9 protein-coding genes are annotated in these 12030 nt (G+C 57.8%); 7 read left to right on the top strand and 2 right to left on the bottom strand.

Annotation, left to right across the window (positions count from 1 at the left end; genetic code table 11):
- The first annotated feature begins 306 nt into the window (after nt 1-306).
- The 7 genes from J3353_RS14790 (at nt 307) to nagZ (ending at nt 9586) form a co-directional block, all read left to right on the top strand.
- A complete protein-coding gene (locus J3353_RS14790) occupies nt 307-3333 on the top strand; it encodes a hypothetical protein (RefSeq protein WP_207685142.1) in 3027 nt (1008 codons plus the stop codon).
- A gap of 163 nt (nt 3334-3496) precedes the next feature.
- A complete protein-coding gene (locus J3353_RS14785) occupies nt 3497-4390 on the top strand; it encodes a D-alanyl-D-alanine carboxypeptidase family protein (protein ID WP_242700993.1) in 894 nt (297 codons plus the stop codon).
- 85 nt (nt 4391-4475) lie between these two features.
- Entirely contained in the window at nt 4476-5207 is a 732-nt protein-coding gene (locus J3353_RS14780) for a YkgJ family cysteine cluster protein (RefSeq protein ID WP_242700992.1), read from the top strand.
- A gap of 164 nt (nt 5208-5371) precedes the next feature.
- Entirely contained in the window at nt 5372-6397 is a 1026-nt protein-coding gene (locus J3353_RS14775; protein ID WP_207685139.1) for an ABC transporter substrate-binding protein, read from the top strand.
- Between the two features lie 163 nt (nt 6398-6560).
- Nucleotides 6561-7508 (top strand): ABC transporter permease, encoded by a 948-nt coding sequence (locus tag J3353_RS14770; RefSeq protein ID WP_207685138.1) that lies wholly within the window; start codon nt 6561-6563, stop codon nt 7506-7508.
- Complete coding sequence (locus J3353_RS14765) at nt 7501-8295, top strand: ABC transporter ATP-binding protein (protein WP_156072239.1); 795 nt, start codon at nt 7501-7503, stop codon at nt 8293-8295. Before J3353_RS14770 ends, J3353_RS14765 begins: the two co-directional genes overlap by 8 nt.
- A 112-nt stretch (nt 8296-8407) precedes the next feature.
- On the top strand, nt 8408-9586 hold the full coding sequence (gene nagZ / locus J3353_RS14760) for a beta-N-acetylhexosaminidase (RefSeq protein ID WP_370569214.1): 1179 nt from the start codon (nt 8408-8410) through the stop codon (nt 9584-9586).
- A gap of 71 nt (nt 9587-9657) precedes the next feature.
- Here the strand turns inward: nagZ and J3353_RS14755 are convergent, their stop codons facing one another.
- Together J3353_RS14755 and J3353_RS14750 are read right to left on the bottom strand one after the other, a co-directional pair.
- Nucleotides 9658-10746, bottom strand: coding sequence for a sugar kinase (locus J3353_RS14755; RefSeq protein WP_207685136.1), 1089 nt, complete (start codon nt 10744-10746; stop codon nt 9658-9660).
- A 278-nt stretch (nt 10747-11024) separates the two neighbouring features.
- Nucleotides 11025-11945, bottom strand: coding sequence for a radical SAM protein (locus J3353_RS14750; RefSeq protein ID WP_097771779.1), 921 nt, complete (start codon nt 11943-11945; stop codon nt 11025-11027).
- Nucleotides 11946-12030 lie beyond the last annotated feature (85 nt).

Raw genomic sequence — 12030 nt, 5'->3', positions numbered from 1 at the left:
CGTGCCCAAGATAGTTCGCTGGAAACGGCGCGTGAAAATAGGTAGTCGCCGACTTACATGAAACCCCTGAGGAAGAAATTCCTTGGGGGTTTGTTGTTTTTGTGCGGTACTTTCTTTCGCTGGCAAAGAAATTGCCAAAAGTTTCTATTTTTGCTTGATTTTTTCATACGGTATGCTATCATAGGGATGGAAACGCTTTTGGGAGAAACGCGTTCCCATGCAAAAACAGTTGACAAAGGATCGGCCTGCTGTTTGACCACCACTTTTCGATCATGTGAGCATGAACTGGAAAGGAGCAGAAGAAAAATGACAAACAAGAAATTCAAGTTGGCAGCAATGTCGCTGGCCACTGCGGTTGCAGTGAGCGCAGTTGGCCCCAGTGCTTCTGCGGTGACGTATTATCTGGGCGATGGCAGTGTAACTGTTGATCAGGATGGTAATGGCGCGTTCAGTTATCAGAACCAGACTGAAGGCAAAACGGAGAATGTCTATGTGGATCAGGATACCCAAGACCATGGCCAAATCATCATCAAGCAGACAGAGGGTACAACAACGGACAATACTGTCACTGTGGAAGAAGATGTCACGAACGATAAGGGCAAACGTGATGTGGATATCATTCTTGACGGCGTGAATGTAGATACCAGCGACACCAGCACCCAGACTGACACCTCGGCAGAAGCGGCCCCGGATACCGGGAACACAGGGGATAAAACCATCATCAAGGTGGGCGAGGGTGCAGATGTTGACCTGACAGTCAAGGATTCCAACCTGACCACCGGCGGCAACGGCATTGATATCGGTGTGAATCTGAAAGATGATGATGATAACAAGGAAACCAACGTTGACCTGACGCTGGATAATACCAAAATCAATCTGACGGAAAATGCCACAGCGGGCATCAACGCACGGGATAATTCCGACGTGGATATCACCCTTAAAGGGGATAATACTATTGATGGTTCTGAAGCAATCGACAAAGTGACCGAGGGCGGAGGACACGATATCTCTAAGGATAACGTCAATATTGAGGGCATCCGTGTGGGCGGCGAAGGCGCAAGTGACAGCTCGGATGCCAGTGAGGGTGCAAATACCAAGCTGACCATCAGCGGCGGTGTAGAAAAGACCGAAACTGCGGAAACAGACACAGAAGAAACGGAAAGCCCCGCGGGCGGTTCGCTGACCATCAGTGATACCACAGGCGGTCTGGTAATGGCAGATGGCTCGGACGTGGAAATCACAGACGGGGCGAACGTGACCATTGAGGAGACAAAAACCTCTGGTTCTACGCAGGCTGGCCGTGGTGTGACCCAGCATGGTGATTTGACCATCTCCGGCGGCTCTTCCTTAACGATAGACGGTGTAGAGGACAATGCAAAGCAAGCGCCGCATACCGGTATTGGCATTGCCAGCTGGGATGATATCACAGTCGAGGATGGCAGTACGCTGGATATCAGTGATGCTACAACCGGTATTTACGGACATCAAGGCTCGGATGCAAGCCTGACTGTGGAGGATAGTACGCTGAATATTGCTGGCAGCAGCTTCGGCATTGACTATGAAGGTGCCGGAAAAGATAAAGAGGGAAATCTACTCAAATCTGCCGGGGACATCACGTTCGACAATGCAGAAGTCGATATCAATATTACCCCGGAAACCCCGAATGCCGCAGGCTATGGCATTGCCGCCCACGGTGACAGTAATATCACCTTTAAAAATGGCACAGAGGCCGAAATCAAAGTTACTTCTGAAAACCCGGATGCGGGAACCTGGGGCATTTATAATGAGCGTGGCGGGACTGGCAATCTGACGGTGAACGACAGCACGGTGGATATCGATGCAAACCGTGGAATTTACGCCGGTTTCCAGAAGGTTGAAATCGCAAACAACAGCGTTGTGACCTCCAAGAACACCCATCAGGCAATGTATGCTCTGGGCGGCAGTGATGGTAAGGGCCTGAAACTGCGTGTGACCGGAAACAGCCGATATCATCTAACAGGCGGTACGCGGGGTAACTGGGGGATTCAGGCAACCTCTGCCCGGGGACATGAAATTCTGGTTGATGACAATGGACAGCTAATTTCCGATATGGAGAATTCCTATACGGCAGTTGGTCTGGGCAAGAATGCTAAACTGGTCGTGGATAATGGTACTGTTCTTGTGAGGGGAAAATACGACAAGGCAGGACTGTTTGCTTACGGTGATAACAGCACCATCCACATCAAAAACAATTCCCATGTGGAAGCAACAACGATTACCCTTAACCCCTCGATAAAAAAGATACCGACTGTGGGCCAGAAGCTCATCGTTACCGGCGGCACGCTGACCTATGACTACAAGGCCGACAACACCCTGTGGCCGGTGAACGATCAGGGCGACAAGCTGACCAACTTCCTGCTGACCAAGGATGATGCCCACGCAAACTTCGATGCCCTTTCCTATAACGGCCAGACCTACACCTACCTCTCTGACCTGAACAAGGAGACCGGGAAACAGTATCTCTCCGTGTGGGTACCCGCCGCCGCACTGAACTATATGCTGGATGTGGACGGTTCCCATGACCCGGAGATCATCGGCAAGGCACTGGAAGAGCTGAAGCAGGCCGGATACAATTTCGACACTGCCTACCAGACCGCTGAGAATGGCGATCAGGTCGTTATTCTGCGGGATATGGTGGTGAACGGTAAGAGCCTGAACTTCACCAAGACCACCGATGCAGAGGGCAACACCAAGCTCATCTGGGGCAACTACGAAAAACAGGCAGAGGGTGCTCCCAGCGCTTATGATATGGTCTATGGCACCGAGTACGAGTATGAGGGCAAGACCTATACCATCGTCTGGGGCTATGAGAGCCAGAACAACCCCAACACCACCGCAGCAGCGGGCGTGCTGGATGCCTTTGGCCCGGATTCCAACGTGAAGGTTACCGGCGATAACATCGATGGCACCGACTCCGCACGGTACACCGTGACCATTTACGGCGCTCTGCGGGAAGTGACCGACCCTGTGATCCCCACGAACCCGAAACCGGAAACGCCTGAGGATTCCGCTCCCACTCCTCCGGCTCCCACTACGCCGACTACCCCGGCAGTGCAGGATGCACGGCCCACCACTCCCGCCGTGGAGCAGGCAGTCGCTAAGACCACGCCCGCCCCGGAGACCCCCGTGAACCCGCCGGTACAGGATGCCCGCCCGGAGAGCGGCAAGCTGATCCAGACCGGTACCACCAACTGGATGGCAGATGTTCTGGTGCGTGCAGGCGGTGTCCTGCTGGCTGCCGGTTATCTGCTGGAGCGTAAGCGCAAGAGCATGTTCCATAAGGCACAGCACTGAACACGCTTCTGTAAATGACGTAAAAAGGTAAAATATTAAACTGGCTTGGGGCCGCCGCACAAATTTTTGTGGGGCGGCCCCACTTTTTGCAGAAAAAGGCGCTCTCGTCCCGTATTAGGGGATGAAAGCGCTTTTGATTTTGCAAAAAAGGATGAGAACGAGAATGAAAACTTCACCGCACCGCCGGAAGCACCGGCGCAGAGCCTTCCGACGGCTGTTCTGGCTGCTGGTGCTGGCGACCCTGCTTCTGCTGTTGTGGCCCCGGTGGGTCACGCTGGATGGGCTGAACAGTCCCCATGCCATTTTACTGCAGGCCGACAGCGGAGAGGTGCTGGCCGAAAAGGATGCCGACAGCACGATCTATCCGGCTTCCATGACCAAGATGATGACGGCGTTGCTGGCCATAGAAGCAAACCCGGACCTCGACACGCCCGTGACCCTGCCCGAGGAGATCTTTCCGGCTCTGCAGGCCCAGAATGCCTCGCTGGCAGGGTTTCAGCCCGGGGAAACGGCCACAGTGCGGGATCTGCTGTACGGTGCCATGCTGCCCTCAGGGGCCGAGTGCTGCGAAGCGCTGGCCCGGGAGGTGAGCGGCAGCGAGGAAGCCTTTGCGGCCCGGATGAACCAGAAAGCGGCAGAGCTGGGGATGACCGGCACACATTTCTGCAACCCCACCGGCCTGCACGACCCGGAGCATGTTTCCACCGTGCGGGATATGGCCCGGCTGACGGAAGCAGCCCTGCAGAACGAGACCTTCCGCAAGCTGTTTACCACGGAGCGGTATACCGTTCCGGCCACCAACTGCCACCCGCAGGGGTTCACGATGCACAGCACCCTGCTGAGCCAGCTGGACGGCACAGAGCTGCACAGTGGTCGGATCCTGGGCGGTAAGACCGGTTACACCGGGGAGGCAGGGCTCTGCCTTGCCAGTCTGGCCGAGGTGAAGGGCAGGGAATACATTCTGGTCACGGCCGGGGCAGGGGGAAACCACAGCACCGCGCCCTACCACATCGAGGATGCCGTAACAGTCTACCGCCGTGTGAGCCGGGGGTCCTGAACAGGGGAGCGGATGCGCTCCCTTTTTCTGTGCCTGGCTTTGTGGTACAATGGAACAAAACCATTCACAGAACAGGAGAACCATCATGCTCAAGGATTCACAGGTCGATCTCTGCGGCCGCACCGATTTTACCCGCACCGCGCCCCTGCTTGCCCGGGACGAGGCGTTTTCGTTTGCCTGCGCGGGCTGCGGCGGCTGCTGCCGGGGGCGGGAGGACATCGTGCTGTCGGGCTTTGACCTGTGGCGCATCTCGGCCCGCCTGCGCCTGCCGCCACGCACCGTGGCCCGGGCGTTCTGCCGGGGAAGCATCGGGCGGGTCAGCCGCCTGCCGGTGCTGCGGCTGGCCCCGCTGAAGGAAGAGCGCGGCAACTGTCCCTTCCTCACCGGGAACCACTGCGCCATCCACGATGCCGAGCCGCTGGTCTGCGCCCTTTACCCGCTGGCGCAGGAAATCACGAAGGACGGTCAGGTATCCTACTTTTTGCAGCCCACCCAGTGCGGCGGGCAGGTCATTGCGGCAAGGGTGGGGGATTATCTGGCCCGGTACGATGTGCCCACCCGGGAGGCCACCGATGTGCGCTGGGCGCAGGTGTGCATGGAGTTGGAGGATACCGTGGAGCGGCTGGACGCTCTGTTTGAGCCGGTGTTTGCCCGGCGGATGCAGGAAAAGCTGTGGCAGGCGCTGTATTACCGGTACGACTTTGCAAAAGAGTACCGCCCCCAGCTGGAAGAAAATCTGCTCTGGCTGGACGGTGAGCTGAAAAAGCTCGAAGGAATGCAGATGCAGCACAGAATCATCGAAAAAAGTGATAGATAAAATTACTTTGATTGATAATTCGGGCTGTTTCCCGGTTGTTTTAGAGCGGAAAGTGTGATATACTTCACGAGTGTAAAGCGGCAGCGCGATGCGATTGGCCGCTTGAATACTGACTTTCATGCGGTGTCCTGTTGCCGCGAAAGTAGAATTGAGGGAGTAATATCATGCGTAAAATTTCTCGTCGTTCGTTCCTGTCTGCCGCCGCTGTCTGCGGCGCAGCTGCTGCCCTGACTGCCTGCGGCGGTTCCTCCAGCTCCACGGCTGCTTCTTCCACCGCTTCCTCTGCTGCGGCTTCTTCCGCAGCGGCTGACGGCCAGAAGTATACCGTTGGCATCTGCCAGCTGGTGGAGCACGCCGCTCTGGATGCCGCCACCCAGGGCTTTGAGGATGCTCTGACCGCACAGTTCGGCGAGAATGTCACCTTTGACTTCCAGAACGCCCAGAACGATTCCGCAACCTGCGCCACCATCGCCAACGGCTTTGTTTCCGCAGGCGTTGACCTGATCATGGCAAACGCTACCCCCGCCCTGCAGGCCGCACAGGCTGCCACCGACAGCATCCCCATTCTGGGCACCTCCGTCACCGAGTACGGTGTTGCTCTGGGCCTGACCGATTTCGATGGCACCGTGGGCGGCAATGTCTCCGGCACCTCTGATCTGGCTCCGCTGGATCAGCAGGCGGATATGATCACCGAGTGGCTGCCCGAGGCCACCAAGGTGGGCCTGCTCTACTGCTCTGCCGAGGCAAACAGCCAGTATCAGGTAGACGAGGTCCAGAAGTATCTTGAGACCAAGGGCGTTACCGCCACCCAGTACGCTTTCTCTGATTCCAACGATCTGGCTTCTGTCTGCCAGAAGGCTGCCGACGAGAACGACGCAGTGTATGTCCCCACCGACAACACCTGCGCTGCCAACACCGGCATCATCGACGGCATCTGCCGCCCGGCCAAGAAGCCCGTGTTCGCCGGTGAGGAGGGCATCTGCTCCGGCTGCGGTGTGGCGACCCTGTCCATCAGCTACTACGATCTGGGCTACACCACCGGTGAGATGGCTGCCAAGGTCCTGACCGGTGAGGCCGATATCTCCACCATGCCCGTTGAGTACACCAACGTGACCAAGAAGTACAACAAGACCATCTGCGATGATCTGGGCATGACCGTTCCCGAGGGTTACGAGGCCATTGAGGAATAACAGGCGCTCTGTCTGCTTTGCAGAAAGCTCCCCTGATAGGGGCGCTGGGTCCATGCTGCAGTAACGAAGAGACTTTACAATAAAATCAGCGGAGAAGAGCGAATTTTTGCTCTTCTCCGCTTTCCCGTATCAGAAAAAAGTGTAGTTACAGGAGGAAAACGTTTTGGATATTCTTGCAAGACTTGCCAACCTGCCCGGTGCCTTGCCCGGTGCCTGTGCGCAGGGCCTCATCTGGGGCATCATGGCCATTGGTGTGTACCTGACCTACCGCATCCTGGATGTGGCTGACCTGACCGTAGACGGTTCCTTTGGCACCGGCGGCGCGGTCTGCGTTATGTGCCTGCTCTCCGGCATGAACGTCTGGGCAGCGCTCTTCATCGCCCTGCTGGCCGGTCTGGCCACCGGCCTTGTCACCGGTCTGCTCCACACCTTTATGGGCATCCCGGCCATTCTGGCTGGTATTCTGACCCAGCTGGCCCTCTACTCCATCAACCTGAAGATCATGGGCAAGGCCAACCAGTCCATCAACGTGGACAAGTACGACCTGCTGATCTCCCTGCGCTGGGTCAAGGAGCTTGCCCTGCACAACCCCATCATCATGGTCATTCTGGTCAGCGCTGTGGTCGTCGGTATGCTGTATTGGTTCTTTGGCACCGAGCTGGGCTGCGGCATCCGCGCCACCGGTTCCAACCCCGCCATGAGCCGCGCCCAGGGTATCAACACCAGCTTCAATGTAGTGCTGGGTCTGGCTGTCTCCAACGGTCTGGTGGCCCTGTCCGGCGCGCTGCTGAGCCAGTATCAGGGCTTTGCCGATGTCAGCATGGGCCGTGGTGCCATCGTCATCGGTCTGGCCGCTGTCATCATCGGCGAGGCCCTGTTCAGCCGCATCTTCCACAACTTTGCCCTCAAGCTGGTGTCCGTTTCGCTGGGTGCCATCATCTACTACATCGTCATCCAGCTGGTGCTGACCCTCGGCTTTGATGCAAACCTGCTCAAGCTGCTGAGCGCCTCCGTGGTGGCCGTGTTCCTGGCCGTGCCCTATTGGAAGAGCAAGTACTTCGCAAAGCCCGCGGCAAAGAAGGCACAGAAGGAGGATGCAAAAAATGCTTGAGATCCAGAATGTTTCCAAGACCTTCAACGCCGGTACCGTCAACGAGAAAACGGCCCTGAACGGTCTGAACCTGAAATTGAACGAAGGTGATTTTGTCACCGTCATCGGCGGCAACGGCGCGGGCAAATCCACCATGCTGAACGCTGTGGCCGGTGTGTGGCCTGTGGACAGCGGCAAGATCATCATTGACGGCACCGACGTGACCAAACTGGGGGAGCACCAGCGCGCCGCCTACATCGGCCGCGTGTTCCAGGACCCCATGACCGGCACCGCCGCCACCATGCAGATCGAGGAGAACCTTGCCCTGGCCGCCCGGCGCGGTAAGCGCCGCGGCCTGAGGATCGGCATTACCAAGGCCGAGCGGGAGCGCTACCGTGAACTGCTGAAGAGCCTGGACCTGGGCCTGGAGGATCGCCTGACCGCCCGCGTGGGCCTGCTGTCCGGCGGTCAGCGCCAGGCACTGACCCTGCTCATGGCTACCATGAACAAGCCCAAGCTCCTGCTGCTGGATGAGCACACCGCCGCTCTGGACCCCAAGACGGCGCTCAAGGTGCTGACCCTCTCGGCCAAGATCGTGGAGGAGAACCACCTGACCACCATGATGATCACCCACAACATGAAGGATGCCATCAAGTACGGCAACCGCCTGATCATGATGCACGAGGGCCACATCATCTATGATGTCTCCGGGGAAGAGAAGAAGAACCTGCACGTCTCCGACCTGCTGGCCAAGTTCCAGATCGCGTCCGGCGGCGAGTTCGCCAACGACCGCATGATCCTTTCCTGATGCATTTTTGATATGGAAAATCCCCTCCGGTGTGCGCGTACCGGAGGGGATCTTTGCATCTTGTGCACCTTTGCAGGGTGTGCTACACTGAGAGAAAGAGGAGGTGTCTCTCGTGCGAAAAATCATCCGGCGGGCAGCTGCTGTGCTGTTGTCTGCGGCTCTGCTGCTGACGGGGACGGCCTCGGCAGCAGCCCAGATTGACCCGGTAGAGGAACGGCTTGCTGCCATGTCTCTGCGGGAAAAGGTGGGGCAGCTGTTCGTGGTGCGGGTCGAGGCACTGGACCCCAGTGGACAGTCTGATAGCACAAGGCTGACCTGGGCAGAACGGCAGGGGCTGAAAAAGTATCCGGTGGGCGGCATTGTGGTGTTTCGGCAGAATGTGAAAAGCCCGGAGCAGTTGAAAAAGCTTCTGGCAGATTTTCAGGCAGCATCCGGGACCGGTCTGTTGACCGCAGTGGACGAGGAGGGCGGCAGCGTGGCCCGGTTGGCCAATGCTTCCGGCTTTGATCTGCCCCAATACCAGAGTGCCCAGGCAGTAGGTACAACAGGGAACCCGGCCAATGCCCGTGCCATGGGGCAGATCATCGGAGGCTACCTCAAAACCTACGGCCTGAATCTTGACTTTGCTCCAGTGGCAGATGTGAACACCAATCCGGCCAATACCGTGATCGGGAACCGAGCATTTTCGTCGGATCCGGCAGAGGCGGCACAGATGGTGGCCTCCGCTGTACAAGGGTTTCACGATGCGGGCATACTCTGCACACTCAAGCATTTCCCGGGCCACGGAGATACCGCAGAGGACAGCCACTACGGCACGGCCAGCAGCACCAAGACTTGGGCAGAGATGCGGGAGACGGAGCTGAAGCCTTTTGCGGCTGGAATCGCAGCTGGGGCCGACGTAGTAATGACCGCCCACATCACCACCCCCAATGCAACGCAGGACGGCCTGCCTGCGTCGCTCTCCTACACTATGCTGACCGAGCGTCTGCGGGGGGAGTTGGGCTTTACTGGGGTCATCTGCACCGATTCGCTGTCCATGCAAGCCATTCGTGACCACTATTCTGCAGTAGAAGCGGCTGTAGCGGCGCTGAACGCCGGGGCAGATCTTCTGCTGATGCCGCCCGACCTGCCGGAAGCCTTTGACGGTGTACTGGAGGCTGTGCAGAATGGAACCATCAGCGAGGAACGCCTCAACGAGAGCGTCCGCCGCATCCTGATGCTGAAACAGAAAGCCGGGTTGGAGCTTGACACCCGCACCCCGCTGGAAAAGATGCTGGATGTGTTTCTGTAAGATTGAAGCATAATAAGAAAATCCCCTCCGGTGTGCGCGTACCGGAGGGGATCTTTGCGTATAAAGGAATGTTACCGCTTGATGTCGTAGTTCATGTTCATCAGGTTGCGGATGGAGCTGACATCATCGGTGATGTTGGCATCGCCGTGAATGGTGTGCTTGATGGCACTGCTTGCCACGGCAAAGTTGATCATGTCCATGGCGCGGTAGTCGTGGAGCATGGCGTAGATCAGGCCGCTGGCAAAGGCATCGCCGCCGCCCACGCGATCCAGAATATTAAAGGTGTAGAGCTTGCTCTCAAAGGTGTGGCCGTCGTACCACATAAAGGCCTTGAGGCTGTTCTCGCTGCCGCTGTGGGCATAGCGCACATGGCGGGCAATGCACTTGAGGTTGGGATAGCGGTCAATGAAATGCTGGAAGATCTCGTCCTGCTGCTCATAGCTGGGCTGCAGGGGCACGCCGTCCTTCCAGTCGCCCTTGCTGTGATCGTTGTCGTCCTTCCACAGGTGGTAGGGCTCAATGCCCAGCAGAACGTCAACATAAGGCAGGCACTCGGTGCAGAAATCGCGGGCTTCCTCCCAGCTCCACAGGGTAGAGCGGAAGTTGCCGTCAAAGCTGACGGTCAGGCCCTTCTTTTTGGCCACCTTGAGCATATCGATGATGAGGCCGCGGCAGTTGGGGCCCAGTGCCGGGGTAATGCCGCTCAGGTGCAGCCAGTCGTAGCCGTCCAGCAGAGCGTCCAGATCGACCTGAGAGAAGTCATACTCGGTAATGGCACTGTGCTTGCGGTCGTAGATGACCTTGGAAGCGCGGATGCCGTATCCGGTCTCCAGATAATAAGTACCCAGCCGGTTGGAGGGGGTCTCGTTGGGCTCGGTCAGGATCATGGGAGTGCAATGCACATCGTTGGAGCGCAGCCAGCGCACCGCGCTCTTGCCCAGGCTGTTGTTGGGCACTACGCTGAAGAAGGTGCTGTCCACACCCAGGTTGGCCAGGGCCAGTGCAATGTTGGCCTCGCTGCCGCCGTAGCTGGCTTCAAAGCTGGATGCCATGCGGATCTTTTCGTAGTTCGGCGGGGTCAGACGGAGCATGATCTCGCCGCAGGTGATAAATTTCTGGCCGTTGGGCTCGCTGCCGAGGATGGGATTGTAGTGTTCCATAACGCTCCTCCTAAAAAGTCGTTTCTGGGATCCATTTCATGTGAGAACACATTGTTGTATCCATTATACCGCACTGCGCACCGGATAGCAAGCAAATGCTGTTTCGGCCGAGAGAAAAAGAAAAAGAAATTTTGGTTGTTTTGACGAAAGAACCCCTCAGTCACCTGCGGTGACAGCCCCCCTAATAGTGGGGCCCTTGGCATTGCGTAAAGCCTTATGGCTTTGCCAAGGCCGCCCCTACTAGGGGCGGTGGCATCCCGCAGGGATGACGGTGGGGTTCACACCCCCGTCAGGTCAAAGCTGGGCGTATACTCTTCCTTTGCACTGCTCTTCTGCTGCATATAGCCAGAGCTGAGGCCCAGATCCATAGCGTAGTTGACCACCCGGCGGTATTCGTAGGTGGTGATGCGCCGCCCGATGCCGTGGTCTGCCGCCTGATAGAAGGGGGTGTACTGGCTCATCACGCTGGGCAGGAAGCACCCGGGGTCGGCCTTGTTCCAAGCCGCCATCTGATCGAGCACGGCAAAGCTGTCGTCCACATGGCCAGGCAGGGCAAGGTGGCGCAGGATCACGCCCCGCTGCAGGATGCCCTCGCTGTCAAAAACAGGGTGCCCGGCCTGAGCCATCATGGCTTCAATGGCGGGCCTGGCCTGTGCAAAATAGTCCGGCGCGGCGGAAAGCTCTGCCGAAAGGGCAGGAGAAACATATTTCAGGTCGGCCAGCCAGATGTCGATGAAGCCGCGCCAGGCGTGCACGCTCTCCACGGTCTCGTAGCCGCCGGTGTTGCAGACGATGGGCAGATGCAGCCCCTGCGCCCGGGCTAGGTCGAGGGCTGCGATGATCCAGGGCCGCCACTGCCCAGGCGTGACAAGGTTGATGTTGTGGGCTCCCTGCGCCTGCAGGTCCAGAAAAATCTCGGCCAGGCGCTCTACGGTGATCTCCTTGCCCAGCCCCTCGGCGCTGATGGGGTAGTTCTGGCAGAAGCAGCACTTGAGGGTGCAGCCGGAGAAAAACACCGTGCCGCTGCCCCGGGTGCCGCTGATGCAGGGCTCCTCCCAGAAGTGCAGGGCAGCGCGGGCCGCTTTCAGGGTGCGGCCCGCCCCGCAGAAGCCTGTCTGCCCGGCGGCCCGGTCGGCTTTGCACTGCCTGGGGCAGAGAGTACAGGCTTCCGGCACGGCAACAGAAATGGTTTTGGGCATAATATCCAAGTCCTTTGCAAAAGATTTGACAGAATTACTCTTGTTTATTATACCATTTATGACATGGAATGTGGTATACTATGAT

Origin of the sequence: Faecalibacterium sp. Marseille-Q4137 (assembly GCF_017377535.1) — a bacterium.
In the GTDB taxonomy this organism is placed as follows: Bacteria; Bacillota; Clostridia; order Oscillospirales; family Ruminococcaceae; genus Faecalibacterium; species Faecalibacterium duncaniae.
This window is presented reverse-complemented; position numbering and strand designations above follow the sequence as displayed.